Source organism: Paenibacillus validus NBRC 15382 (assembly GCF_004000985.1).
GTDB classification, from domain to species: Bacteria; Bacillota; Bacilli; order Paenibacillales; family NBRC-103111; genus Paenibacillus_G; species Paenibacillus_G validus.
This window is the reverse complement of record NZ_BIMH01000002.1, coordinates 157,966-183,770: the sequence shown is the minus strand read 5'-3', so window position 1 is coordinate 183,770 and position 25,805 is coordinate 157,966. Positions and strand designations below refer to the sequence as shown.

Here is a 25,805-nt window from a genome sequence, read left to right as displayed (position 1 = left end):
AGGAGGCACGCTCCGTGATCCAAATTTCCAACAAAACCTATGAAGTGTTCGTCGATCATAAGAACGGCTGGCGTCCCGAGGCGTTCCGCGAGCGGTATAGCGAAGTGCTGGACCGGTACGATTACATTGTCGGGGACTGGGGATACAGCCAGCTTCGGCTGCGTGGTTTTTTCAAAGACAACCATCCGAAAGCGACGAAGGACACGGTCATCTCCACGATTGAAGATTACTTAAACGAATATTGCAACTTTGGCTGCGCTTATTTCATCCTTGAGAAAACCGGAACCCGGGAAATCCCTCCGTCGGAGCAAGGCGGCGATGAAGAAGGGGCGGCGCAAGAGGAAGGGGAACCGGCACAGGACGCCGGCGAGCAGCAGTCTGTTCCGGCCGGGCAGGAGCGCAGGGAGCAAGCGCCGACGCGGCATAACACGCACGCTGCCCGCGCCGAGACGAAGCAGGAGCATGCGCGTTCGTCCTCTCCAGGCGGCGGCCGCAATCACGGCCGAGGACAGCAGCAGGAATCGTCCGGCAAGCAAGGCGGTTCGCATCAAGGAACTTCTAAGCCGCAAAGCGGTTCTCATTTCCGCGGGAAAGACGGCAAGCCGGGGGCGTCGAAAGGCCCGAACGCGCAAGGCTCGCCGCGCAATGACCGTAACGATCGACCTGATCGCAGCGACCGTCAGGACCGCAACGAGCAAGGGGGACGTGCGCAAGGCGGCAACAACCAGGGCCAGGGTCAAGGTAACCAGGGTCAAGGTAACCAGGGTCAAGGTAACAAGTCGAACCGCAATCACGGCCATCACAGCCAGAAGCCGAAGCCGGAATCGTCCCGCGTGTAGGCTGAAAATCATGCAAGAAGCCCCGCCAATCGGCGGGGCTTCTTGCATGATTTAGATCATGTCGTATCCGATAAACGCCTCACGAACGCGGCTCCAGAACGGGAACGGGCGGAAGCGGGCGAACTTTACTTTTTTTCCGGCGGCTACCATGCTTCGGATCGACACAATATCATTGCGCTGCATGTATACATGATCGAGCGAGAGCACAATATTTTGCCGGGGGCGGGGATAAATGTCGCAATGGTGATGCTTCGGCAGCAGGATCGGCGAGCCGAGCGTCCGGAAGACACGGTTGTTGATGGAGGCGATTTCCGCGATCTGAATCGTGTCGAGCGACGGATGGATGATGGCGCCCCCGAGACTTTTATTGTAAGCGGTGCTGCCCGACGGAGTCGAGATGCAGATGCCGTCGCCGCGGAACGTTTCGAGCAGCTCGTCGTTGATGTGCAGCTCGGCCACCAAGGTGGCATCGACGCCCTTCAACGTAAATTCGTTCAGCGCCAGCTCGGTCTCAATGCCCTGCTGTGTCGTGATTTGAATTTCCACCAGCGGGTATTTGACCACCCTCAAATCGTTCTGCCGGGCGCTTTCTCCCATCAACTGCGCAAGCAGTTCGACCTCGTCCGGCTTCCAATCGGCGAAAAATCCGAGACGCCCCGTATGTATACCGACAAACGCGATATGATCGAGCTGTTCTTTGTACCGATGGAAGGCGTGAAGCAGCGTGCCGTCTCCGCCGATCGAGAGGACGATATCCGGATTCGTTTCCTCGTGAACCAATCCGTTCCGCTGTATGAGATCGTGGAACGTATTCATCAATTGGATCGAGACTTCGTCGCCGCGGTGAACCACATTGTATTTCAACTGGTTGTCCTCCTCAAGGCTTTCGTTAGAAAGCCACTTCGTAAGCATAAGCAAGGCTTTCGTTAGAAAGCCACTTCGTAAGCATAAGCAAGGCTTTCGTCATAAAGCCGCATCGTAAGCATAGCTCCATCCATCATAATCAATCTTGTCAAATAATACAATGCCGCCCCCGTCAAAAGGGGCGGCATGCCGGGAACGGCCCGGCGCTGCAGCCACTCCTTTTAAACCGATTCGCCGCACTTCGGGCAATAACGATAGCTGGCTTCGATTTTATCGCCGCAATACGGGCAGAAGCTTTTGCCTCCGCTGTCTGCGCTTCGATCCGCTGATTCATTTCCCCTTGACGCCCGTGGGGGGCGTCCCGCGAACCGATCCAGCGGATCGGGCTCGCGGTCGGCATCGACGATGTCAAAAGTCGACATGCGATTGCGGCCGGTCGCGTTCTTGAAGTGGTAGACGGCTTGCACGATGCCGAATCCGATAAAGACGAACCCGAACAGCGGAAAGACGATACCGACAAGCGGAAACGGCGCATCGCGAGTGATCGAGAACGCCATAATCGTCCAGAATATACCGAAGATAACGGCAAACAAGCTGCCGGCTGCTCCCATCGCGGAAGGGCCGCGTCCCGGTTTTATGCTTTTCATCGTATCGCCCCAATCGCTGGAAATCGTATCCTTCGGTTTTACATACGGATGTTGCCGCCGCAAAGTTGCAATCCTGACAGAAACGCGCAGCAAGAAGAAGCCGCCCCGGGATAACAGGACGGCTTCCTATCGGCTAATACGCTTTGACCAAGGGCAGCTCGAAGCGGTGGGTGAAATTGGCGCTTACCGGATGAACGCGTACGGAAAAGTGCGAGCCGTGGCGGAGATGCGACGGAATGACCGCACGGTAAACGATCGTGTTCTCGTTAAGATGACGGGTCGGCTCCATGACGACGACGACCTGCCGCCAGCCATCGGGCTGTTCTTCGTAATAGACGAGCTCTACGGCCGTGTCGCGGTACCACATCGGCCCGAAGTGCACCGTGGCGGTGGCTTCCTTTGTCGGCGCCATGCCCGGGACGGGCTGCCTGCCGGTCGTAAGGCCGTCGTTAACCTCGAGCACGCGGACGTGCTGCCAATTGCTCCGCACAAACTTCTTATAGTCGGCGACCTTTGTCGCCTCCTCGTAATGGTTGCTTACGAAACGCTGCGTCCGCACAAGCGAGGGAACATAGGTGCCGTTCGTATAATCCATCACCATCCGGTCCGTATTGTAGACCGGCGACAAGGTGCGGATCGAATGCTTCATCCGATCAACCCACGGGGACGGGAACTCGCCCTGACTGTAATAAAGCGGCACGATTTCATGCTCCAGGACGTGGTACAACGACTGTGTATTTTCCCGATCTTGCGTCTCCGGGTCCGACTTGTCATTGGAATGGATGCTCCAGCCGTTGGCGCCGTCGTAACCTTCCTCCCACCAGCCGTCCAGCACGCTGAAATTGAGAACGCCGTTCATCGCTGCCTTCTGGCCGCTGGTACCGCTGGCTTCGTACGGGCGGCGCGGGTTGTTCAACCAGACGTCGACGCCCTGGACAAGGACGCGGGCGAGGTTGATATCGTAATTTTCCAGGATGACGATTTTGCCGCGGAATCGATCCATCTGCGACACTTGATAAATGTCCCGGATCATGTCCTGTCCGGGCTGATCGGCCGGATGCGCCTTCCCGGCGAATATGAACTGCAAGGGGCGCTCGGGATTGTTGACGAGCCGGTCCAACCGGTTCAAATCGTTAAACAGGAGACGGGCCCGTTTATAGGTCGCAAACCGGCGCGCGAACCCGACGGTCAGCGCTTGCTCGGACAAATAGCCGTCCACTTCCGCAAGCTTATCGGCGGGTAGGCTGCTGCGTCTGCGCTGTTCGCGAAGGTTGTCGCGCGCCAGCCCGATCAGCCTCTTCTTCAACCCGCTGTGAATGTTCCAGAGCGACTCGCTGGGCACGATCTGCAGCGAGCTCCACATGTCCGGGTCGGTCTGATGCTGCTGCCAGCCGCCGGGTAAAAAGCGGTTAAACAGCGCCTTCAGCTCCGGAGCCAGCCACGTGTTCAGATGCACGCCATTCGTAATGTGCCCGATCGGCACTTCATTCACATCAATGTCCCCGTGGAACTCCCGGAACATCTCGCGGGACACATGCCCGTGCAGCTTGCTGACGCCATTGCGCAGCGCAGCGGTGTTCATCGCAAGATGCGTCATATTGAAAGCCTGCTTGCGCTCGTCGAATCCGAGACGGGTGAAATCGTGCCGGAAGCCCGGATAGTCCGCAAACAGCTTGCTGAAATAGTAGTCGAACATCGGAAGCGGGAACGCGTCGTGTCCGGCCGGCACCGGCGTATGCGTAGTGAAGACGGTGCCGGCGCGAACGACCTCAAGCGCCACGTGGAAGGGCAGCCCCTGATCCAACTGTTCCCGCAGCCGTTCGAAAGAGAGGAACGCCGCATGGCCTTCATTGATATGATACGCCCCGGTCGGGATTCCAAGCGCCCGCAGTGCCCGGATGCCGCCTACGCCAAGGAGCACCTCCTGCGCGATCCGGATATCCTGGTTACCGCCGTACAGCTGTCCGGTCAGCTCGCGGTCCCAGGGACTGTTATCTGGCAGATCGGCGTCGAGCAAATAGACAGGTATGCGGCCCACCTGGACTTGCCAAACCTTTAGACGCACCGTACGGTCCGCCACCGGTACCGTGATGTACAGCTCCTCGGGAGCCGTTTCAGTCGCAGCGTCCGGGGATGACGACGGCTCCTCGCATTCCTGCGAGGACTCGGAATCGAGCGCATACGCCGGGCCGATCGGCAGCTTCATGAAGTCGTAGACGACGTTCTCGGCTTGTTGTCCGCCCCGGTTATCGATTTTTTGATTGAAATAACCTTTCTTATACAACAGGCCGATGCCGACGAGCGGCACACCCAAATCGCTTGCCGATTTGCAATGATCCCCGGCAAGCACGCCGAGCCCCCCGGAGTAGATCGGCAGCAATTCGTGAAAGCCGAATTCCGCCGAGAAGTAAGCGACCGCTTGATGAACGTGCTGCGGGTATTGCCGCTCGAACCAGGTCTGCCTCTCCATATAGGCGTCGTACTGCTGGATAACCGCCTGGTAGCGCCTTAGGAAATCGCCATTCCCGGCGAGCCGTTCCAGCTTTTCGTTCGGAGCCTCGATGAGCAGACGCACAGGGTTGTGCTGACACTGGTCCCACAAGGTCGCATCGATCTCGGCAAACAGCGACTTGGCGCTGTCGTTCCAGCTGTACCACAGGTTGTGAGCAAGCTCGGATAATCGGACAAGGGCCGCAGGCAGCGGGATTTGACGTGCACGGAACAACGTATGCATCAGGTCACCTCAATCTAAATTTTGGATATACCGTATGAACTTAAGTTCGAATCCGCTTCATACATCTTCGGGCGAAGAGGAAGCAGGCGGACAGCAGCAGCATGATGACAAGGGAAACCGTAAAAGCCGTCAGCGCCGCCGGCAGCGTATGCCGGAACCAGGTCGCGAGCGGCTGCGTCACGTCTACGGTGGAGTAAGCGGATGGCTCGAACGTCGCGGGAACGGCGGCCAGCGGCTCCCAGAGGAGCAGGACCAGGGCGGCCGCCAGCAAGCCGTGCACGAACCGCGCGAATAAGAACGGCGTGTAGCGAAACGGCGTGCGGTGAAGCACGCTGACGATTTGCGCATGAACGGACAGCCCTGCCCACGAGAGCACCCAGGCCGCAATCGCCGCTTTGTACATGGGCGGAATGCCGATTGCGCTGCCGGCCTCTTTGGCTCCTAGCGTCACCTCGAAAAATCCGTTCACGACGGCTTCTGCCAAGACGGAGGGAATGCCTGCGCCCTGCAGCACGGTTTGCACCCCCGTATAAATGAACGACATCACGCCTGCGGACGCCAGTACTTCCATGACGACGGAGAAAAACACGACCAAGCCTCCGATGACGAACGATAATTGGAGACCCGAGGATAAAGCTTGCGTCAGCATGACGCCAAGCGTTCGTCCGTCCTGCAATCTAGCCGTGTGCATCGCCCGAAACGATTGCTTCCATATACCTATCCGACTGACCTTGGGGGCTTTTGCCTCCCGGATCTGAACGCCATGACCCGCCCTCGGCTTGCCATGAAACCGCATCATCAAACCGACGAGAACGGCTGAGCCGTAATGGGCGGCGGCGAGCAGCCCGGCAAGCGACGGGCTGTGAAAGAAGCCGACCGATACGGCGCCGATCAGAAAGATCGGATCCGACGACGTCGTAAACGCGACAAGCCGTTCGCCTTCCTCGCGGGTAACGATACGCTGATCCCACAGCTGGCTCGTCAGCCGGGCGCCGATCGGATACCCGGAGGCAAAACCCATCGCCATCACGAAGCCCCCGATCCCGGGCACGCGAAATAGCGGCCGCATCATCGGATCGAGCAGCGTCCCGAAGAAATGCACAATGCCGATGCCGAGCATCATCTCGGAGATGACGAAGAACGGAAACAGTGCGGGAAAGAGCACATCCCACCAGATGGCAATGCCCTTGATGGACGCCCGAAAAGACGGTTCCGGAAAGATCAGCATCATACAGGCTAACAGGACGGCGGCGAGTGCGGCGAGCTGCAGGCCGGGATTTGTTTTGCGCAAAAAAGTCACTTCCTCTCCAAAGAGCCTGTCATTCTGGTATATGATGAGCTTCCCGGAGACATGCTCCTGAATGGAAGATATAGGCATGCAAAAATTAAAGAGAGTGCTTTCAAAAATGCTGTTTGTTTATTTTTTTTATGGTACAATGGTACTAATATGAGAATGGGAGTGATCCTTATGATGGGCGTTATTGCTGGAATTCTCGTATGTGCATTTGTATATGTCATCAGGGAGACCTTAATGACCTCTGGTGAAGAAGACGCCTAAGTTGAAACGGCCGTTGCTGTGTTTACCGGTCAACGCGCCGAGTGGGATAGGATTCGAATGACGATGCTAAAGCGCATGCATTAGCATCTTTTTTTGTTGACTGACATCGCGCCCCCTTTGTAAGACATGGCCGGTGCCGCCGATTATCTTAGGGTTAAGGAGCTGATTGCTTTGACGCATGAACGAGAATCGATGACGATATATGAAGCGATGGGCGGGGTGGAAGGCATTCGCCGAATCGTCGAAGCCTTCTATCCAAAGGTTCAGGCCCACCCGCTGATCGGCCCGTTATTTCCTGACAATATTAGGCCGGTGATGGAGAGGCAAACTTTATTTTTAAGTCAATTTTTCGGTGGACCGCCGCTGTATTCGGAACAATACGGCCATCCGATGATGCGCGCCCGCCACCTCCCTTTCCCCATTACCGAAGAGCGAGCGGAAGCGTGGCTCGGCTGCATGGCGTTAGCGCTTGAAGAAACCGGCATGGAGCCGCAGCTGCGGCGCGCCGTGCTGGAACGGCTGAAGGGGCCTGCCTATCATTTTGTGAACAGCTGAATGTCATATGCCGATTAAAGGAAGTGTATGAAATGATGGAGCCTCTATTCCAAGCAAAAGTCCAATGCCCCCAGTGCGATGCGGAATTCAGAACGTCTCGGGTAAGGCCGAGCTTCAAGAAGTCGATCAAGTCCGACACGGACTTTTGCCTGCATTATAAAGATCTGAATCCCGATTATTACGTCGTGCGGATTTGTCCGTTTTGCGGCTTCGCCGGCACCGAAAATTCGAAGGAGCACCTCACGCTTCAGCAGAAGAACGCTTTTAAGGAGAAGATCGGCGCCAAGTGGTCGTACAAAGACTGCGGCGGCGAACGTCAATGGGATGATGCATTATATGCTTTTAAGCTGGCGCTCGTATGCGCGCAGGCGGTGAATGAAAAAGGGCGGGTCACCGCCTCATTGCTCCACCATATTGCCTGGTTGTATCGGCATCAGGGAAACGAGGAGCAGGAGAAACGGTTCCTTCAATACGCGCTTGAGGAGTATATCCGGACGTTTGAGACGGAAGCTTCCGAGATGAACAACGCCAGGCTCATGTATTTAATCGGAGAGCTGCATCGGCGCTTGAAAAATTTCAATCAAGCGGTCAAGTGGTTCGCACGCGTCGTGAACGACAAACAGATTATGGATGCCGGCATGATTCGGGCTTGCCGGGAGCAGTGGCAGGCCGTACGGGAGGAAATGCAGGAGCAAAAGCTTCAGCTGGAAGAAGATGTCCAAGAATTATAGACTCCGTATGTAAGCTGCACTAACAAACAAACGCTTAAAGGGAATTCGCTGCCGGGCCGGGGAGGCGGGAAACGAATTTGCTTTAAGCGTTTTGTTATGCCATTTGCAGGAATTAGCGCCCGCTTGTCTGCTGTTATGTCGATTTCGAGCGGTCGCCGCGGCGAAGCGGCCGGCTCGCCAGCAAATAGTCCGAATCGGCATCGACGAGTGTCAGCCGATTGCGGCAGCAGGGGAATACGAGCAGCTTCTTGACGCGGTCTTGAAGCTCCTGCATGTCCCTCGCTTTAAGCGGCAGCAGGACGTTCTCCGCTTGGCAGAACGGGCAGTTTTGCACGTAGATGTCCTGACCGAACCGGTCGTAAGGCCATGTATTTTCGAAAGGTATCATCGTTTTCGGTTACTCCGATTTCGGCTTTTCTTGAGCTTCGGCGGCGGTGCCGGTTTTGCTATCCGCTTCCGCAGATTTGGCCAGCTCGGCCAGCTTTTGCAGCAAAATATGCTGCGGCATATGCATCAGGTGCTCCAGCGGCACGTTCAACTGTTTGGCCAGCTTTTGTGCCGTTTCCGGAGAAATTTGCAGCGGTCTCATCTTCCGAAATCAACTCCCATTCGTACATCTATAGTCTCCATTTAAACATATCCAGGACCTGCATTCAACAAGAAACCATCCCGGAAGGGCGGGGGCCTGCGCCTCTTGACGCACCCGTCCGAACAATAGAGCTCCATTTGGGCTGGACGTCAAATTATGGTTTAATGGAAAAAGAAGTATATCCCTTATTGGAAGGTGCGGTGTTCACTCATGCAAAGTCCTTTGCCTCAAACCTGGGATTTGGAGCGTTTTTTTGCCGGAGGCAGTCAATCGGAGGCGTTTGCCCGCTTTCTGCGTCAGCTGGAGACGAATATCGCGGCGCTGCGTACCGCGCTGAAGGAGCTGCGCGTGCCGAACACGGCCGAGGAAGCGACGGCGCTGCTGCCGACGCTTGCGCTGCTGCAGAAAGCGGCGCTCGCATTGCGCGAAGCGGACTCGTTCACGGCCTGCTTGGCCGCCGCTAACCAGAACGATAAGACGGCCGTCATGCTGGCAGGTAAAGTGAAGGCGATTGGGGCGGAGTACGCCACCGCGCAAACGCATTTCGACGACCTGCTGACGCGTATAGGGGAGGAGGCCTGGCAGGCATTGCTGGCGCATCCGGAAACGGCGGAAATCCGTTACCCGCTCGTAGAGCGCAAGCTGCTTGCGGCCGACAAGCTGCCGCCGGAGCAGGAGGCGCTTGTCAACGATTTGGCCGTTGACGGGTATCACGGCTGGGGCGAGTCGTATAACACGACCGTCAGCAAGTTCCGCGTTCCGTATGAGGAGAACGGCGAAGTGCTTCAGCTGTCGGCCGGTCAGGCGGCCAACCGGATGCACAGCCCCGACCGGAAGGTGCGGCAGAAGCTGTTCCGTTCATGGGAGGAGCAGTGGGCCGAGCATGCGGATTATTGCGCCGACGCGCTGAACCATTTGGGCGGGTTCCGGCTGAAGCTGTACGAGCGCCGAGGCTGGAAGGACATTCACAAGGAGCCGCTTGCGATCAACCGGATGACGAAGGAAACGCTCGATGCGATGTGGGGCGTCATCGAGGGCGGTAAAGATATCTTCGTCCGTTATCTGGAGCGGAAAGCGAAGCTGCTCGGCATTCCGAAGCTGAGCTGGTACGATGTCGACGCGCCAGTCGGCGAAGGCAGCCTGGAGTTCAGCTATGATGAAGGCGCCCAGCTGATCGTCGAGCAGTTCCGCCGCTTCAGCCCGCGGATGGCTGATTTTGCGGAGAGGGCGTTCGAGAACCGCTGGATCGAAGCGGAGGATCGTCCCGGCAAGCGGCCGGGCGGGTTTTGTACGTCGTTCCCGATCGCCGAAGAAACCCGGATCTTCATGACTTACGCCGGCACGGCCTCCAATGTGGCGACGCTGGCGCATGAGCTGGGCCACGGGTACCACCAGCACGTCATGAACGATTTGCCGGCGCTTGCACAGGAGTACGCGATGAACGTGGCCGAGACGGCCTCGACGTTCGCGGAGATGGTCGTCGCCGATGCGGCGGTGAAGGCCGCGTCAAGCGAGGCTGAGCGGATTACGTTGCTGGAGGATAAAATACAGCGTTCCGTCGCGTTCTATATGAACATCCATGCGCGATTTATATTCGAGACGAATTTCTACGAGGAGCGGCGCCGGGGGCTGGTCGGGATCGAGCGCTTGAACGAGCTGATGACGGCGGCGCAGAAGCAGGCGTTTTGTGAGGCACTCGAGGAATATCATCCTCATTTTTGGGCGTCGAAGCTGCATTTTTACATCACCGAGGTACCGTTCTACAATTTCCCGTATACGTTCGGTTATATGTTCAGCACCGGCTTGTACGCCGAGGCGCTCCGCCGGGGAGCTGCGTTCGAGGACCAGTATGTGGCGCTCCTGCGCGATACCGGCCGGATGACCGTGGAAGAGCTGGCGCGTAAACATTTGGGCGTCGACCTGACGAAGCCGGACTTCTGGCAGCAGGCGCTGGATCTGTCGGTCGCCGACGTGCATGAATTTCTGCGCTTGACGGAATAAGACCGTTCGACCGTTCGGTGTACAAGGAAAGAGGCTGACCCTGCGGCAGATGATAATCTGCGGGGGTCAGCCTCTTTCACATGGCCGTTTCTTATGTACTAGAGCTTGAAGATGCTCATCGTGAGCTGCAGCTGCGTCACCAGCCGTGTCATTTCTTCCGACTGGGCCACGATGGCTTGCACGGCGCCGATCTGATCCTTCATGGAGGCGGACACTTGCTCCGTCCCGGCGGCGGATTGCTCCGTGATTGCCGATATGTTCTCCATCGTCGCCGAGATTTGTTGGGCGCCGGCCAGCATCTGCTCGCTTTCGCGCGCGAACTTTGAAATTTGCTCGCTGATGAAGGATACGCTGCTTACGATTTCTCCGAATACCGTTTCCGTCTCGGAAATCAGCTGGGTTTGCTCTTGCACGATCTTTTCGTTTTGCGCCATGGACGAGAGCGCTTCCTGGATGCCTTGCTCAATGCTGCGCACCAAGCCGAACACCTCTTGGGTCGAGGTCGTCGACTCTTCGGCAAGCTTCCGGACTTCTTGGGCGACGACGGCGAAGCCTCTGCCATGCTCGCCTGCCCGTGCCGCTTCAATAGAGGCGTTCAAGGACAGCAGGTTCGTCTGCTCGGCGATTTCCGAAATGGACGCGGTGATGGTGGAAATTCCTTTCGTCAGCTCGGCCAGCGAGTTGATCGTGTTCGAGACGTTGGCGGTCGCTTCGACGTTCTTGCGGACGCCGTCGCTTTGCGTTTCGACGGATTGCAGACCTTTATTGACCAGCTCCAGCATTTGGCCGGAGCGCGCATTCATTTCCCGCGTCGATTCCGTGTAGCTGGTTACTTTATGCTCGATGTCCTTCGTGGCGGCAGAAACCTCACTGATTTCCTCGGAAATTTGATTGGCCCCGGCTGCAAGCTCGTTGGCTGCGATCGCGGCTTCTTCGAGCACCGCTTTCATTTTCTCATTCTTGTAAAAGATGTCCCGGCTGGAATCCGACACGTGTTTCGACGCTTTACCGGTATCCTTCAAAATTTCGCGCAGCTTCTCCGTCATCCGGTTGAACGAATTCGCCAGCTCGCCCAGCGCATCGTTCGATTGAATGTGAATTTTCGACGTGAAGTCGCCCTTGGAGATGCTAATCGCGGCGCGGGAAATATCGCTGATCGGTTCTGTAAGCGTTCTTTCCAGGAATCGGATAAAAGGAAAACTTAACCCGGCCAGCAGAAATAGTAAAATAAGCCCCCAGAGCATACTTGACGAGGATTGAAAAATGAAAAACAGCATAGCGATGGAGTAAACGGCAACGATGGCGTAGCACCCAAGCTGGAGCTTGTTCTTAAACGATAAGCCTGAAAATCTGTTCATACCCGAACGACCCCTTCAATCTGTTCTGGGATCAACGACTCATACAAGGCGATTAATCCTACGGGCAATTATACCACTGCTTGTAAGTTTTGGTCTATAGGGTTGGAAGAAAGGGGTTTCGATAGGCCTACATGCATAGCGAAAAAAGTGAATTTTTGTTGATATTTTGATTTTATTGTCCTATAATAGGGCTACATCAGGATATACATAATATTCCATTAATTCAAAAAGAAGGGATGATGCTTTTGATTTTGGAGAAGGTTTCGTTAGCGCGGCAGTTGGACCTGGTGTTTCGGGAATTAAAGGAAGAGCTTGCGCATTTGACGTCGGGCACCGTATTCGTGCAAATTCGCAACAACATGGTAGGAAAGTTCGGGGTCAGGCACTTTCCCTTGGAAAGTAGAGGAAGCGAACTCAAGAAAGCGGACCGGGGACTGACCGAAAGCCACCAGCACTCCTTTCGTCAGACAGCCCTTGAGTCGTTAAAGCTGAAAAAATGGTCGCACGGCGAAATCCAGTTCGAGTTCGCGATGCGGCAAAACTTGTTATGCACAAGCGTCACGTTCGAATCGAATTATAATATGGCGAATCTTGTCAATCCCGACAAAAACGGCAATACCGATTGATCAGCACTTATACCTCATTTATAGTAGGATGGGCCTTTGGCGTTGATGCCGGAGGCTTATTTCACTTTTACGGATTCCATCCTGCGCTTAGACGGGAGCGGTGGAAATCGTTTATAATAAACAATACCGGCCTCGGATAATCGGGGCGGCCGCACATGGAAAAGCGGTTCCGCGAGGGAACCGCCCCGTTAAGTATTCGAGGTACTGCATTATCGAGTGAACTTGCCGGCCAACTGCTGCTCGGCGATTTGAACCAGACGACGTGTGATGTGGCCACCAATAGCCCCGGTGTCGCGAGTAGCCATGAAACCATAGTACCCGTCTTGAGGAATTTGGATGCCCAGCTCTTGAGCAACTTCATACTTCAGTTGGTCCAAAGCTTGGGAAGCTTGAGGTACGACCAAAGCGTTGCTGCTGCGGGATTGTCCTGCGCCCATCGATATCACCTCCGTTCTTGAAGGTAGTATGTACCAAAGCAATAATTATACTCTTTGAAAAAAATTGGTAAATGTGTCCACCGGGTGAAAAGGAGAACCGCCATGGCATTTTCATTAACTTACCGCAACTGGTCGTTTGACGCCGGCCTGCAGATCGTTCACGCCGACGTCCGGCTCGACATCGACGGTGAAACCGTGATCGATGAGCCTTTATGTCTGGACGTCGGACTGCCGGCCCTGCTCTTGAGCGCTTTGGAGAACGTGGAACCGGACCGCTGGGCCGGGGTGGACGCGTGGACGAAGGTTCCGTTCTTTATTTGCGGCTGCGGCGATCCGGAATGCCGGGCGTTCTCGTTCGTCGTCATCCACCGAAGCGAGCGGGAGCTGGAATTGACGGAAGTGGAGGAGCGGCAAGGCGGAGCCCCGCGCCGGGTAGCGTCTTATACGGTGGATAAGGCGGAGTACGTTCGGCAGGTACGGGATATCGCCGAAACGTTCCTGAGCTTCGTGGAGCCGCTCGACTACCGCCCTTTGTACAAAGACACCGTCCCCACGGTTCGCCGATTGTTGGATGAGTTGTCTTTGAAATATTCGACATAGTCGTTTATAACCCGTCCGCGACGGTAAGGTCCGGCATCCAGCGGCGCATATGGGCGGCCACTTCTTTAAAGACGCGGGGCGCGTCCTTTAATTCCTCTTCCGTCACGGAGGCCAGCGGAACGACACGATAACCGCGCCACCGCTTGAAGCGGATGTAAGTGGGCAGGAATGTGACGTTCTCGACGACGATGCGGCTGCCTATCGAACCGGCCTCTGGCCCCGGCCCCGGTACCTTTTGGAGGTCCGCGCTCAAGATGCCGCCGATTCGCGTATGCGGGTCGGATTGCTTCTGAGCGGCGATAAAATTGCCGAGCGAGTAGACGACCAGGCTTCGTCCGCCGTTACGGCCGTTGTCGATCCACTCGAGCGGCTGCAGCACATGCGGATGATGGCCGAGGATCAAGTCCGCGCCGGACACGGCGGCCAGTTTGGCCAGGCGCTTCTGCTCGTCGTTCGGCAGCCGCTGATATTCGACGCCGAAGTGCAGGCTGACGACGACGGCATCGGCCAGCCGCTTCGCTTCGCGAATTTCGGCGGTCAGGACGCCCGGCTCCAGCCGGTGCACGAGATGGGATTTGCCCGGCGGTGAAGGAATGCCGTTGGTGCCGTAGGTGTATGATAGAAACGCCAGCTTCAAGCCGTTCCGTTTCACGAGCCGCATACGCCGCCGATCGTTGACGCTCTCGCTCGCTCCCGCGTACTCGACCTGCAAGTCCCGCCAGTGCCCGATCGCTTGCAGCACAGCCTTCTCGCCGCGATCGAGCGTATGGTTGTTGGCCATCGTAACGACATCGACGCCGGCATCCCGGAGAGCGTCGGCTGTCTCGAACGGGCTGTTGAACGTCGGGTAATCGGACAAGCCGATGCCGATCCCGCCGGTGATGCTCTCTTGATTGGCGACAGTCACGTCCGCCGCCGCGAGCGCAGGACGAACTTTCTCGAACATCGGCCGAAAGTCGAAGCCGCTCTTTGTGCGGGCGTCGTCATAAATGGAGCGGTGAATCAAGACATCGCCGATGGCGGCGATCGACGCTTTCTGCTCCGGCTGCGGGCAGGGAGGGCCGGAGCGCAGCCGGGGTACTTCGTACGCCGCTCTTGGAACGGCTTGCCGGACGGCAGTCGGGTGAACGTCGGGGCTGGCGGCGGAACCGCTTAACGATGCAAGCAAGATGACCGCCGCTATAGCGCCGGACAGACAACGTGTCACGCAGGATTCGCCTCCCTTGTCATAACTTCACCGGTACCCTTACTATTCACTGGAATGAATGCGATTATGAAGCGTGGAAAATGTTTGAAAACCGAAACCTTTTAACCGCGCCGTTCGTTAAAAATGACAAAGCCTCCGATCGACGGAAAGCGAGGAGATGTTAGTGATGGAAGCGCGCAAGGTATATGTTCGCGACAACTTTTTGTCCAGAGGGGAAACGGACATCACGGATGAACGGGAGCGGAAAATCGGCACGCTCGACCTGCACGGCATGTTTCAATCCGGCGTAACGGTCCAGAGTTTCTCAGATGGGTTAACGTCGTATAGCGGAAAATTCCGGGCTTTCTCCAATACGTGGCTCGTGTTTAACGGAGGGGACCAAGAAATCGGCACGTTAAAAGCGAAGTTCACGTTTTTTACCAAACGGTATGTATATGATAGCGATACGCACGGGACGTTCTATATCGAATCCCCCGCCTTCTCGCGGGAATATACGGTGAAGACGGAGAGGGAGCAGCTGGCCGCCGAATTCCGCCGCGTGGACGGGATGTTCGGGGCCGGGGCGTTCGAGCTGACCAACGACTCGACGCTGCCGATGGAAGAACTGATTGTTGTCGTCATGGGCGTTCATGCGATTCAAAAAAGGCAAAGCGCCGCCTCCACATAAGACAGCGAAGGAAAAAGGCTCCGGCAACGCTTAACGCGCTGCCGGAGCCTTTTGGCTTGCTGCAGAAGTTCAGGCGGGTGACCCTCCATTAAGCGCCGAAATTCATGTTCGGGTAAACGTAGGGTGTCTTCGCCGGTTCGGCTTTGGCTACCTTCTCGACCTTCAGCACCATGATCTCGACGTCGTTGAATTTCGTCTTCTCCAGGGTGCCGGTGACCGTGACCCAGGTGTCTGCGGCGAATGTTTTGGCGCGGTCGTACTCGGCAAGCACGCCGAACGGTGCGGCATCCGCGGAGCAGCATTGAATGGAAAAGCGCCCGATGACAAACTGGTTGTCTTTCATATCCTCTTGCCGGTAGACGAAACCGGTCAGCTGCATTTTTTTGCCGATGAAGGCATCCAGGTAAAGGTCCACCGAGGTGAGCGTCTCGATAAACCATTCTTCCTGGACGGTAATCTGATCGGAAGCGTACAGCTTCTTCGCGAAATCGGCGTACTGCTTCGTGAACTTATCCGATGGAAACAACGCATCGAGAGAACCGGAGGCTCCTTTGGCCGGCGGTTGCGCCGGCGGCGGATTGTCCGCGCCTGGCGCGGCTGCGTTGGAGGACGAGAGACCTGCCTCCGGAGGCTCGCTTTCTTTCTTCACGGCGCTGGCGCTGCTGAGGTTCATGCCTTTCTTCGCGGCCAAGCTGCTGCCCAGCGACGTATCCGGAAGCAAGAACCCGAGCAGCAGCGGCAGGAGGAAGAGGCCGTATACAACCGTGTTCTTGAGAATGGAGCGCGACGGCGTATGATCGTGCCCGCAGTCGCAATCCGGCTCATGCGTACTGCGGAACGTGCGTACCGCCTGATAGCCTTGGTACACAGCCACGGCGTAGAGCGCCAGGGAGGACCATTTGACGTAATCCACCATGCGGGGCGCGATGTAGAGCAAAATTCGATCGCTGTGCACGAGATATGCGATATAACCGGCAAAGCCGAATAAGATGAGCGCTTTAATGGTATGGTGAAAGCTGAGCAGACGTGGACTCATAATAGGACACCTCACTGGAAAAAGATACGTTCGAACAGCAGCGAGCCGATTAACGTCACGATTACGAGCAGCCCGGTCAGCAGAAGCACGAACTTGGCGCGGAAGGCGGACAGAAGCATGAGCGTGCTTTTCATATCGAGCATCGGTCCGAAGACAAGAAAGGTCAACAGCGACCCTGCCGAGAACGTCGTGGCGAACGACGAGGCGACGAAGGCGTCGGACGTCGAGCAGAGCGACAGCACATAGGCAAAGCCCATCATGAACAGATGCGAGCTAACCGTTCCTTCCCCGATCGAAACCAGGCTTTCCCGGGACATGAACGTTTGAATCAGGGCTGTCAGCATGGCGCCGAAAATCAAATATTTGCCCATGTCGAAAAATTCGTCCGATGCGTGCCCAAGCACGCCGGACAAGCGGCCTCGCCATCCGGGACCGTGAGCATGCGTATGGCTGTGATCATGCGTATGGCCGTGATCATGCCCATGCGCTGTATGATGATGATGCGTATGCCCATATTCGTGCCCGTGTTCATGCGCGTGATTGTGCGTGTGCACAGGCGCGGCACCGTATTTCAAGCCGGCCCGCAGCGGATTGGTGCGGACGAAACGGTACACGAGCAGCCCGATCGTGGCGGCGACGAGAAAAGCGAGCGCCATGCGCGAGTAGGCGATTTCGGGACGCGTACGGAACGCCATGAAGGTGGAGGCGTATACGACCGGATTAATAATCGGACCGGCGAGGATGAAGACGACGGCCGTATATACGGGCATGCCCTTGAGAATCAGGCGGCGTATGACCGGGATCATCCCGCATTCGCACAGCGGAAAGACGATGCCGAGCGCGCAGGCGAACAGAACGCCGAGCACCGGATTTTTGGGCACCCATTTGCGGATCGTTTGCTCGGAAACGAACATTTGCAGCAGGGCGGAAACCAGGACGCCGAGGAGGACGAACGGCAGCGCCTCGAGCACGATGCTGATGAACAGCGTCTTAAAGTTTTGAAGCTCCTCCGAGCTGATCCACGACAAGTCGGGCGGCTGTTTTTGCCTGAAAATAAGGATGAACATGATGATGCATAAAACGGCGAGAACGTTAGTGGCCAGTCGTTGAATAGTCGTTTGCAAAGCACGGTCTCTCCTTCTTTTTCGTAATTATTATTATAGCGTATGCACTGCGGAATGAATATAGGACAAGTTTTTGGTCAAAAAGTGATCTTGACATGCCGCATGCCGTTCGGTACAATGACGTCTAATAAGCGATGACGGGAATAAGTAGGCGGCAGGCACGCTTTGCAGAGAGCCGGTGGCAGGTGCGAACCGGCAGGCGGCGGTCGTTCGAATGGATCCTCGAGCTGAACGGTGGAACAGGCGTCAAACCCGGGCCCGGGCTTAGGAGTCGGGCGCTGCATTATACCGTTACGGTCACTCCCCGTTACAGGAGATCAAGGCTCTTGTCGATCGCCGATTCGCGGCTGATGCGGCAACGGGCGAATTAGGGTGGCACCACGGTCTCTCGTCCCTTGCGGCGGGAGGCCTTTTTGTTTTGCAGTCGGACCGGAAGAAGAGAAGTTTCCATGATCAAGGAGGAAGAAGAACATGTCCAAATTACGAGTGCTGTCGGGGATGCAGCCCAGCGGGCAGTTGACGCTGGGCAACTATATCGGAGCCTTGAAAAATTATGTGAAGCTGCAGATCACCCATGATTGCTACTTTATGGTGGTCGATCTGCATGCAATTACGGTTCCGCAGGAACCGGCGGCGTTGAAAGAGCAGTCGGAGTCGGTCGCGGCGCTGTATTTGGCGGCTGGCATCGATCCGAAAGCGGCAACGGTCTTCCTGCAATCGACGGTGTCCGCTCATGCGGAGCTTGGATGGTTGATGACGACGCTCACCTATATGGGCGAGCTGGAGCGGATGACGCAATTTAAAGACAAGTCGGCCGGCAAAGAATCCGTCGGTGCGGGCTTGTTCACGTATCCTTCGTTGATGGCGGCCGACATTCTGTTGTACAATGCCGATCTCGTGCCGGTGGGCGACGATCAGAAGCAGCATCTGGAGCTGACGCGCGACCTGGCGCAGCGGTTCAACGGCAAGTTTGGCGAGACGTTCAAAATTCCGCAGGGCTACATCCCGGAAGTCGGGGCGCGTGTCATGTCGCTTGACGATGCCTCCAAGAAGATGAGCAAGAGCAATCCGAATGCCGGCAGCTACATCGCGCTGCTCGATGCGCCGGACGTTGTACGCAAGAAAATTAGCCGGGCGGTAACGGACTCGGGGCGCGAAGTGAAATTCGATCCGGCGAACAAGCCGGAGGTGAGCAACCTGATCAGCATTTACACACAGGTGGCTGATAAAACGATTGCCGAAGTCGAGGCGCTTTACGAAGGACAAGGCTACGGGCCGTTTAAAAAAGACCTGGCCGAGGCTGTCGTGACGGTGCTGGAGCCGCTGCAGCAGCGCTATCGCGAGATCCGGGAATCCGGCGAGCTGCACCGCATCCTGGCCGAAGGGAAGGAGCGGGCCGCCGAGCAGGCGGAACGGATGCTGAAGGAAGTCAAAACGAAGATGGGCTTTGTCGTTCTTTGAAACGACAAAAGAGCTTGTCCGACGGTGTGATCGTTCACCCGGAGGACAAGCTCTTTTTTATGTATCGATCCGTCAGCGTTCTTCTTGCTGCCGGCCTTCGCGCCGTCTCCGCTGTCTGGCCTTCACGATAAAGCCGGATCCTATAAAGAATAGGGCGATTATGCCGGTCAATACGGCCATCCATGGTCGGCCTGCAGCGATAAAGTAGCTGACCGTTGTCAGCAGCGCGGTCCCGACAAGGGCATAAATCAGCGCAAGAGTTTTGTTCATAAGGGTTCAAATCCGCCTTTGCTCCATAAAATTTGAAACTCGAAAGGTTTTTTCATAAAGGTGCGTATAGTTTCTTACAGCGGGCACATAATAAGTTTGCAAGCTTGCAAATACATCAAAGACATCATTCAATTGAAAGGAGTGCTGAACATGGGTGCAGGTCAATCCCGCAGCAGCAACGCTCTGGTCGTACCACAAGCTTCACAGGCATTGGATCAATTAAAGTATGAGGTAGCTCAAGAATTGGGCATCCAAATCCCGCAAGACGGCTACTACGGTTACATGGCATCTCGCGACACCGGTGCGATCGGCGGTCACATCACTCGTCGCTTGGTCCAAATCGCCGAGCAAGCAATCGCGGGTCAAACTCGCTAATTGCAGACGGCATTCTTAGCATCAGCGTAGTATCGACATAAGCTCAGGGAGCCAATCTCCTTGGGCTTTTTCATCATATATGGCGAACAAGTCCGCTGAAAGAAGCGGAGCATGAGCCTGAAGGGTGGCGCATGTCCGCTGGCGTGTTAAGGCCCGGTTAATTCATGTCGACGCGCAGCTTCTTCTCCAGCCGGGTATCGTTCACCCAGCCGACATAAGAATCGAGCGTTTCAAACGATTTGTCCATCCGCAGCACCGCTACGAAAGGATACTGCTTGCGATGCCGGTAGCGCACATCGGCCCAGCGTACCTCGTAGCCCCAGCCGTGCTCCTTGACGTCGGCGCAGGCAAACGAGGTAAAGTAAAGGAAGGAGGCGATATTCGGATGCGCTTTGGAAGCTTCCACCGCCGGATGGCAATCGCATTTGACGTGATCGACCCACTTGATCCGGCCGTTGCGATATTCGCCCAGGCTGAACGTCGTGTCGTTCTTTTGTTTCACGACCTGCCAATGATACAGATGGACGGTAGGGATTAACGTGTACTTGTCGCCGGGCGCGTACTCGGGATCCTGACGGTACAAGGTGGACTCCAGCCGGTGATGATGCCACGAGCGCCACGCGTAATAAACGGCTATCAATCCGTATAACAACGGGAAAGCGACCGCCGGGTCCACCAACCTCATCGACCAGAGGAAGATGGCGACCACATGCGCCAAAAAGATAAACGGATCGAAAATATGAATGATATTCCATGACACCCATCGCTCCGAGAAGGGACGAAGCGCTTGCGTTCCGTACGTATTGAACAAGTCGGTAAATACGTGGAATGCAACGGCGATGAACACCCACATCGTGACATGCAGCATAGGCAATCCGTCGAAGAAAAGCCAGAGCGCGCCGGAGATGGCTGCCGTCCAAAGGAAAAGCGCAGGCAGCGAATGGGAGATCCCGCGATGATTTTTAATGTAAACGGCATTGTTCTTCAAACGAAGCAGCGTATCCGCATCGGGCGCTTGCGAGCCCGCGACGGTTCCGATCAAGACCGCCGTCGCAACGACGGGATCTGCGGCTACGACAGGATCAATATAAGCGAGCCCTGCCAGTCCTAGCCCGATGACGAGATGGGTACCGGTGTCCATGGACTTACCTCCTGAAAAGCGTATTTCTTCCATAATGTGATTTGCAGTCCATTACTAGTAGTGTATCATTTTCTTGAACAAAATAAAGGTGGCGAGGGTGAAAAAAGTGTGTATCGTTTTTGTCGAGTATCGGATTGAAAAAGAGTACCGTACTTCTTATTTAACGTGGGCGGCCGTTTTGAAACAACAGTTCGAACAAATGGACGTTTATGAGGGGGCTGAACAGCCCGGTTTGTTCGTTGAAATTTGGAACGGGTTGAGCGATGAAGCTTACGCGGCTATGAAAGCGGCCCGGACCGGAACGATAACGCCGGGCCTGCCCGATGAGACGGAAGAAGGTCGCTTGTGGCGCCACATAGACCCTTGGATCGCCGGCGGCCGCGGGAAAGTCCATATATGGAAGTTCACGAGGATCACCCCTTAGGACGAAACCTTTCGTTTGCTCGAAGCTTATGATCCAGCTATATTCAAGCGATTCGAAAACGGTATAGGTATTTATTTGGCAGTCGTGCCGGCGAAAATAAAGAAACAGCGGAATCCCCCCAAATAGGGGATCCGCTGTTTCCGGCTTAACCATGTATGTTTTTTTAAAGAGTCAGCTTTATCGGCCGGTCGGGACTCCTCCGAACGGATACGTGTAATTAAGTTCTTCGTCGAAGGTGATGTAGTCGAGGTTAACCATGAGGAGCAGGTACCGCATGCCTGTGGTCGGGTCGCTGATGATGATGTGGTCGCGGCCGGCGGCTTCCAGGCGACCCTTGAACACTTTTGCGTTCCATTCGGAGTTATTCTCGAACGTCATATAGATGGTGGCTACCTTGCCAAGGTTTAATCGCAGAATGTTCTCGATGAACGATTGCTCGAGCGGGAGCAAGCCGGGCGCTGCCTGGGACTGCGGGGACATGCCCGGCAGGGTCGAACCGCTTGGGATGGTCGCGCCCATGGGTGCAATCGGTTGAGTCGGGCCCGGGCCCGGCGAATACATCGGGTAGCCGTAAGCATTGGTGTTCGGGCGGTAAGCTTGATTGTACATAATTTTCGAAAAACCTCCTTTGGGGTTAACGCCTGATTGGTGCATTGAACGCCTGGGCACATGCTGCCTGCAGGGGGGGAAGAAACCGTGCTTCTGCTAGCGTCCGGTGTTCGGTTGGTTGCGCCGGGCCGGACTGGCGCCGGGTGGAACTGACATACCAAAGAGAATGACTTGCCGGATCATAACGCTCGCCGCTGGTCGCTCGCTGCATCTAGGCTTTCGCACATAATTTATACTATGTGATAGGCGGATGTTTGTTGACGGGTGGGGGTTGTATTTTTTTGTAAACGGCAAAAACCGTAAAGCCTGTGGCTTTACGGTTCTCAGAGCAGTCGGTTAGAAATCGAAATTGTCTGGATCCGGTCCGAATCGGCGGTCTTGATTCAATCCGTCCAAACGGGTCATATCTTCGTCGGTAAGGGCGAAGTCGAAAAGATCGGCATTCTCCTGAATCCGGTGTTTCGTAACGGATTTCGGGATGGTGACAATGCCGTGCTGGAGATCCCAGCGAAGGATGATTTGCGCCGGCGATTTTCCATACTTGCCGGCAAGCTCGGTCAGCAGCGGCAGGTCGAGGTTGCCCTGCATCAACGGGCTCCAGGCCTCCAGTTGAATACGCTGCTTTTGGCAAAAACGGCGAAGCTCCAACTGCTGCAGCAGCGGGTGGAATTCAACCTGATTGACGGCCGGCACAACTCCGCTGTCGTCGATGAGGTCCTGCAGGTGATGGACTTGGAAGTTGCTGACGCCGATCGCGCGTACATAGCCTTCGTCGCGCAGCTTGATCAGCGCTTTCCAGGTTTCTTTGTATTTGCCTTTGACCGGCCAATGTATCAAATATAAATCGATGGTTTCAAGCTGTAATTTGCGCCGGCTTTCCTCGAAGGCGCGCAGCGTCGATTCGAAGCCTTGATCCGCGTTCCATACTTTGGTCGTGACGAACAATTGTTCCCTCGGGATGCCTGAGGCTTGCAGAGCTTGGCCGACTCCGGCTTCGTTGCCGTAAGAGGCTGCCGTGTCAATAGAGCGGTATCCCGCTGCAAGCGCGTCGGTGACGGCTTGAACGACCTCATCCCCATCCTTCGTTTTCCATACGCCCAGGCCGAGCCAAGGCATGGTTACCCCGTTGTTAAGCGTGGTGGCGTCATGGATTTGCTTCAAGGTTGTCATCGTGAATCGCTCCCTCTATATGGATATTTTTGGGTTATGTAATCCATTTTTATGATAACACAAGAGACGGGGAACGCCAAAGCGAGCCTGTTTTTGCTTACAGGCTCGGGGCGGATGGCTCCCTTCGTTATACAACCAGGTGTTTGCGCACCATCTCTTCGCTTAATTGCGAAGGATCGCCTTCGGCCACAATGACGCCTTTATCGAGAACGTAATAATAATCGGCGATGCTTGTCGCGAACGTTAGACTCTGTTCGACCAGCAGCACGGACGTATTCCCGATTTTCTTGATCGCTTCGATGGCGCGCTCGATATCCTGAACGATAGAGGGCTGGATGCCTTCCATCGGTTCGTCGAGCAGCAGCAGCCTCGGCTCGGCAGCAAGGGCGCGGGCGATCGCAAGCTGCTGCTGTTGGCCGCCGCTCAAATCACCGCCCTTCCGGTGAAGCATTTCCCGGAGAATGGGAAAATTCTCGAAGACGGAATCGGGAATGCCGGCTTTGCGCAGCTTGGAAGGCGCGGCTTCCAGGCCAAGCAGCAAATTTTCTTCAATCGTCAGCTGGGGGAAAATGTCCCGGCCCTGCGGGACGTAGCCGATGCCGGCCTTGGCGCGCAGATCGGGTGAAAATCGCGTTATGTCTTGGCCTGCATAGGAAATGCTGCCGCTTCGCGGCTTGATCAGGCCCATGATCGTTTTCATCGTCGTTGTTTTGCCGACGCCGTTACGGCCCATCAAACATACGACTTGGCCGGGTTTTACCTGCAGCGTGACTTGCCGCAGAATCATGCTCTCCCCGTATCCGGCTTCCAACGCTTGCAGGCGCAGCCCGGCATTTACGCCGCTATCCTTCGTCATGTCGTTCCGTCCTCCTCCCTAAGTAAACCTCGGCGACTTTATCGTCGTTCTGAATCTCCTCCATCGTGCCTTCCCGCAAAGTGGCGCCCTCATGCATAACCGTTACGATTTGGGCGAACTGACGCACGAATTCCATGTCGTGCTCGACGACAACGACTGTCTGGCTTCGGCTGATCCGCTGCAGCAGCTCGCCGGTTTTCCCGGTCTCGCTGTCTGTCATGCCGGCGGCCGGTTCATCGAGCAGCAGCAGCTCCGGCTCCTGACTCAGCAGCATGCCGATTTCAAGCCACTGCTTCTCCCCATGCGAGAGCGAGCCGGCCGCCGCCGTCTCCTTATGCGCGAGTCCGACCATCTCTAAATAATGCCGGATGCGGGCCCGCTGCTGGGGGGGCGACGAAGTGAACAGAGCGCCGAAGATACCGCGCTTTTGTTTGACAGCGAGCAGCATGTTTTCGTAAACGGATAGGGTGGAGAAGATGGAGGGAGCTTGGAATTTGCGTCCGATGCCCAGCTGTGCGATTTGATGCTCCTGGTGGCGAGCCAGGTCGATCTTGTCCTTGAACTTAACGCTGCCCTTCGACGGCTTCACCTTGCCGCAGAGCACGTCGAGAAGGGTCGTCTTGCCGGCGCCGTTCGGACCGATCAAAAAGCGCAGTTCCCCCGGAGCGAGCAGCAGATTCAGTCCGCGAATCGCTTTAAAGCCGCTGAAGCTGACTTCCAGGTTTTCGATGCGAATGAGGGGGGAGGCTGCTTCTGTACGCGGTGACGTTAGAGGGTGGATCATGGGTGAGGCCTCCTTCTTATCAGGTGTTGTTGGGCTCAGTGCCTGCCGTTGCGGCGAGCGATGCGCTGCTTCGCGGGGAAGCGGGTGACGATGTGGTCTTCTTCCGGCGCTTCAACAGATCGTGGATCGACCCGACAATGCCCTTCGGCAAAAACATCGTCACAACAATGAACATCGCGCCGATCAGAATCGGCCACCAGTCCGGATACGCTTCGCTGAACGTTGTTTTGGCGCTGTTCGTCAGGATGGTGCCGATTATGGCACCGAAGATGGTGGCCCGGCCGCCGACGGCGACCCACAGCACCATTTCAATAGAAGGGACGATGCCCATCTGTGCAGGAGAGATGATGCCTTCATGCAGCACGAACATGACGCCGGCCAGCCCGGCGAGCGCGGCGGACACGCAATAGATGAATACTTTATAAGCGACGGGGTTGTAGCCGAGGAACCGTACCCGGTTCTCTGAGTCGCGAATGGCGATTAAGATGTTGCCGAGCTTGCCGGACGTTAGCCACAGGCAAAAGCAAATGACGAGCCCGACGAGCACGACCGTCACGTAATAAAATAGGGTTTTGGTCGCAGGATCGCCCACGGGCATTCCGAGAAACGTGCTGAAGCTCGTCAAGCCGTTCGACCCTCCGGTATACCCCTGCTGGCCGACGAATAAGGTGACGGTGATGATGACGAGCGCTTGCGACAGGATGGAGAAAAAGGAGCCCCGGATGCGATTGCGGAACGTGAGATAACCGAGGAAGAGGGCGACCAGCGTAGGCACGGCTATGGCCAGCAGCAGGGCCGCTCCGGCGGAATGAAAGGGCGCCCAAAACCAGGGCAGCTTCTCCACGCCGCTCCATGACATGAAGTCCGGCAGCCCGCCATCGGAGGCGACGAGCTTCAGGTGCATCGCCATGCAGTAGGCGCCCAGCCCGAAGTAAACGCCATGGCCGAGACTCAGGATTCCGGTATAGCCCCAGATCAGATCGAGCCCCATGGCCAGGATGGCGAATGCCAGAAATTTGCCCAACAGACCGAGCCTGAATTCGGACAACGCCATAGGGGCCAAGCATAAAAGAGCGATTAAAATCACGGTGGCAATCGCTTTGGTTTGGGTACTGCCTAACGTCAGTTTCATGCGTCATACA

Annotated in this window: 28 protein-coding genes and 1 other annotated feature; of the genes, 10 read left to right on the top strand and 18 right to left on the bottom strand. The window is 56.1% G+C overall.

All coding sequences use genetic code 11. The features are described 5' to 3' along the window. The first annotated feature begins 14 nt into the window (after window positions 1-14). Window positions 15-839, top strand: coding sequence for a YutD family protein (locus PVA01S_RS02785; protein WP_127604987.1), 825 nt, complete (start codon window positions 15-17; stop codon window positions 837-839). A gap of 51 nt (window positions 840-890) precedes the next feature. Here PVA01S_RS02785 and PVA01S_RS02780 read toward each other — a convergent pair whose 3' ends face one another. The 4 genes from PVA01S_RS02780 to ylbJ all read right to left on the bottom strand — a co-directional run bounded on the left by PVA01S_RS02780 (window position 891) and on the right by ylbJ (window position 6,375). Further along, complete coding sequence (locus PVA01S_RS02780; RefSeq protein ID WP_127604985.1) at window positions 891-1,703, bottom strand: NAD kinase; 813 nt, start codon at window positions 1,701-1,703, stop codon at window positions 891-893. A 221-nt stretch (window positions 1,704-1,924) separates the two neighbouring features. Then, window positions 1,925-2,413, bottom strand: coding sequence for a zinc ribbon domain-containing protein (locus tag PVA01S_RS02775; RefSeq protein ID WP_307720663.1), 489 nt, complete (start codon window positions 2,411-2,413; stop codon window positions 1,925-1,927). 70 nt (window positions 2,414-2,483) lie between these two features. After that, entirely contained in the window at window positions 2,484-5,084 is a 2,601-nt protein-coding gene (gene glgP / locus PVA01S_RS02770) for an alpha-glucan family phosphorylase (RefSeq protein WP_127604983.1), read from the bottom strand. 40 nt (window positions 5,085-5,124) lie between these two features. Continuing rightward, window positions 5,125-6,375: a sporulation integral membrane protein YlbJ gene (ylbJ, locus tag PVA01S_RS02765; RefSeq protein WP_280531806.1), complete on the bottom strand. Its 1,251-nt coding sequence runs from the start codon at window positions 6,373-6,375 to the stop codon at window positions 5,125-5,127. A gap of 459 nt (window positions 6,376-6,834) precedes the next feature. Between ylbJ and PVA01S_RS02760 the strand changes: the two genes are divergently transcribed. Further along, window positions 6,835-7,197: a globin domain-containing protein gene (locus tag PVA01S_RS02760; protein ID WP_054796367.1), complete on the top strand. Its 363-nt coding sequence runs from the start codon at window positions 6,835-6,837 to the stop codon at window positions 7,195-7,197. Window positions 7,198-7,229: 32 nt separating this feature from the next. Continuing rightward, window positions 7,230-7,928 (top strand): DUF2225 domain-containing protein, encoded by a 699-nt coding sequence (locus tag PVA01S_RS02755; RefSeq protein WP_054799839.1) that lies wholly within the window; start codon window positions 7,230-7,232, stop codon window positions 7,926-7,928. A gap of 133 nt (window positions 7,929-8,061) precedes the next feature. Here PVA01S_RS02755 and PVA01S_RS02750 read toward each other — a convergent pair whose 3' ends face one another. Both PVA01S_RS02750 and PVA01S_RS02745 read right to left on the bottom strand, forming a co-directional pair. Beyond that, the gene (locus PVA01S_RS02750) at window positions 8,062-8,316 is read right to left on the bottom strand and encodes a hypothetical protein (protein WP_127604977.1); all 255 of its coding nucleotides are present in this window, start codon (window positions 8,314-8,316) and stop codon (window positions 8,062-8,064) included. A gap of 9 nt (window positions 8,317-8,325) precedes the next feature. After that, on the bottom strand, window positions 8,326-8,517 hold the full coding sequence (locus PVA01S_RS02745) for a YycC family protein (protein ID WP_054796342.1): 192 nt from the start codon (window positions 8,515-8,517) through the stop codon (window positions 8,326-8,328). Between the two features lie 210 nt (window positions 8,518-8,727). Between PVA01S_RS02745 and PVA01S_RS02740 the strand changes: the two genes are divergently transcribed. After that, entirely contained in the window at window positions 8,728-10,518 is a 1,791-nt protein-coding gene (locus tag PVA01S_RS02740; RefSeq protein WP_127604975.1) for a M3 family oligoendopeptidase, read from the top strand. A gap of 98 nt (window positions 10,519-10,616) precedes the next feature. Here the strand turns inward: PVA01S_RS02740 and PVA01S_RS02735 are convergent, their stop codons facing one another. Beyond that, window positions 10,617-11,876: a methyl-accepting chemotaxis protein gene (locus PVA01S_RS02735; RefSeq protein ID WP_054799840.1), complete on the bottom strand. Its 1,260-nt coding sequence runs from the start codon at window positions 11,874-11,876 to the stop codon at window positions 10,617-10,619. 239 nt (window positions 11,877-12,115) lie between these two features. On the opposite strand from PVA01S_RS02735, the gene PVA01S_RS02730 reads away from it, so the two are divergent. Next, window positions 12,116-12,502, top strand: coding sequence for an O-methyltransferase (locus tag PVA01S_RS02730; RefSeq protein ID WP_425262459.1), 387 nt, complete (start codon window positions 12,116-12,118; stop codon window positions 12,500-12,502). 209 nt (window positions 12,503-12,711) lie between these two features. Here PVA01S_RS02730 and PVA01S_RS02725 read toward each other — a convergent pair whose 3' ends face one another. After that, on the bottom strand, window positions 12,712-12,939 hold the full coding sequence (locus PVA01S_RS02725; RefSeq protein WP_054796343.1) for an alpha/beta-type small acid-soluble spore protein: 228 nt from the start codon (window positions 12,937-12,939) through the stop codon (window positions 12,712-12,714). Between the two features lie 102 nt (window positions 12,940-13,041). Between PVA01S_RS02725 and PVA01S_RS02720 the strand changes: the two genes are divergently transcribed. Continuing rightward, window positions 13,042-13,539, top strand: coding sequence for a hypothetical protein (locus tag PVA01S_RS02720; protein ID WP_054796344.1), 498 nt, complete (start codon window positions 13,042-13,044; stop codon window positions 13,537-13,539). A gap of 4 nt (window positions 13,540-13,543) precedes the next feature. Here the strand turns inward: PVA01S_RS02720 and PVA01S_RS02715 are convergent, their stop codons facing one another. Next, complete coding sequence (locus tag PVA01S_RS02715) at window positions 13,544-14,746, bottom strand: CapA family protein (protein WP_127604973.1); 1,203 nt, start codon at window positions 14,744-14,746, stop codon at window positions 13,544-13,546. A 166-nt stretch (window positions 14,747-14,912) separates the two neighbouring features. Here PVA01S_RS02715 and PVA01S_RS02710 point away from each other — a divergent pair, with 166 nt between their 5' ends. Then, entirely contained in the window at window positions 14,913-15,413 is a 501-nt protein-coding gene (locus tag PVA01S_RS02710; protein ID WP_127604971.1) for an LURP-one-related/scramblase family protein, read from the top strand. Window positions 15,414-15,501: 88 nt separating this feature from the next. On the opposite strand, the gene PVA01S_RS02705 is transcribed toward PVA01S_RS02710, so the two are convergent. Next, on the bottom strand, window positions 15,502-16,449 hold the full coding sequence (locus PVA01S_RS02705; RefSeq protein ID WP_127604970.1) for a TIGR03943 family putative permease subunit: 948 nt from the start codon (window positions 16,447-16,449) through the stop codon (window positions 15,502-15,504). 11 nt (window positions 16,450-16,460) lie between these two features. Then, window positions 16,461-17,573, bottom strand: a complete 1,113-nt coding sequence (locus tag PVA01S_RS02700; RefSeq protein ID WP_127604968.1) for a permease — start codon at window positions 17,571-17,573, stop codon at window positions 16,461-16,463. A gap of 125 nt (window positions 17,574-17,698) precedes the next feature. Next, window positions 17,699-17,972 (top strand) — a binding site (T-box leader). 72 nt (window positions 17,973-18,044) lie between these two features. On the opposite strand from PVA01S_RS02700, the gene trpS reads away from it, so the two are divergent. After that, window positions 18,045-19,034, top strand: coding sequence for a tryptophan--tRNA ligase (gene trpS, locus PVA01S_RS02695; protein WP_127604966.1), 990 nt, complete (start codon window positions 18,045-18,047; stop codon window positions 19,032-19,034). A 72-nt stretch (window positions 19,035-19,106) separates the two neighbouring features. Here trpS and PVA01S_RS02690 read toward each other — a convergent pair whose 3' ends face one another. Beyond that, window positions 19,107-19,304 carry a DUF5325 family protein gene (locus PVA01S_RS02690; protein WP_054796349.1) on the bottom strand — a complete coding sequence of 66 codons (198 nt, stop codon included), beginning with the start codon at window positions 19,302-19,304 and terminating at the stop codon, window positions 19,107-19,109. Between the two features lie 150 nt (window positions 19,305-19,454). Between PVA01S_RS02690 and PVA01S_RS02685 the strand changes: the two genes are divergently transcribed. Beyond that, window positions 19,455-19,679 (top strand): alpha/beta-type small acid-soluble spore protein, encoded by a 225-nt coding sequence (locus PVA01S_RS02685; RefSeq protein ID WP_054796368.1) that lies wholly within the window; start codon window positions 19,455-19,457, stop codon window positions 19,677-19,679. Window positions 19,680-19,836: 157 nt separating this feature from the next. On the opposite strand, the gene PVA01S_RS02680 is transcribed toward PVA01S_RS02685, so the two are convergent. Continuing rightward, window positions 19,837-20,820 (bottom strand): metal-dependent hydrolase, encoded by a 984-nt coding sequence (locus PVA01S_RS02680; protein ID WP_127604964.1) that lies wholly within the window; start codon window positions 20,818-20,820, stop codon window positions 19,837-19,839. Between the two features lie 97 nt (window positions 20,821-20,917). On the opposite strand from PVA01S_RS02680, the gene PVA01S_RS02675 reads away from it, so the two are divergent. Further along, window positions 20,918-21,244: a hypothetical protein gene (locus tag PVA01S_RS02675; RefSeq protein ID WP_127604962.1), complete on the top strand. Its 327-nt coding sequence runs from the start codon at window positions 20,918-20,920 to the stop codon at window positions 21,242-21,244. Between the two features lie 177 nt (window positions 21,245-21,421). On the opposite strand, the gene gerQ is transcribed toward PVA01S_RS02675, so the two are convergent. The 5 genes from gerQ to urtC all read right to left on the bottom strand — a co-directional run bounded on the left by gerQ (window position 21,422) and on the right by urtC (window position 25,795). Further along, window positions 21,422-21,853, bottom strand: a complete 432-nt coding sequence (gene gerQ / locus PVA01S_RS02670) for a spore coat protein GerQ (protein WP_244932875.1) — start codon at window positions 21,851-21,853, stop codon at window positions 21,422-21,424. A gap of 336 nt (window positions 21,854-22,189) precedes the next feature. Next, the gene (locus PVA01S_RS02665; RefSeq protein WP_127604960.1) at window positions 22,190-23,023 is read right to left on the bottom strand and encodes an aldo/keto reductase; all 834 of its coding nucleotides are present in this window, start codon (window positions 23,021-23,023) and stop codon (window positions 22,190-22,192) included. Window positions 23,024-23,150: 127 nt separating this feature from the next. Further along, on the bottom strand, window positions 23,151-23,879 hold the full coding sequence (urtE, locus tag PVA01S_RS02660; RefSeq protein ID WP_127604958.1) for an urea ABC transporter ATP-binding subunit UrtE: 729 nt from the start codon (window positions 23,877-23,879) through the stop codon (window positions 23,151-23,153). Further along, on the bottom strand, window positions 23,866-24,663 hold the full coding sequence (urtD, locus tag PVA01S_RS02655; protein ID WP_127604956.1) for an urea ABC transporter ATP-binding protein UrtD: 798 nt from the start codon (window positions 24,661-24,663) through the stop codon (window positions 23,866-23,868). Before urtD ends, urtE begins: the two co-directional genes overlap by 14 nt. Before the next feature lie 19 nt (window positions 24,664-24,682). Next, entirely contained in the window at window positions 24,683-25,795 is a 1,113-nt protein-coding gene (gene urtC / locus PVA01S_RS02650) for an urea ABC transporter permease subunit UrtC (protein ID WP_127604954.1), read from the bottom strand. Between the last annotated feature and the right edge of the window lie 10 nt (window positions 25,796-25,805).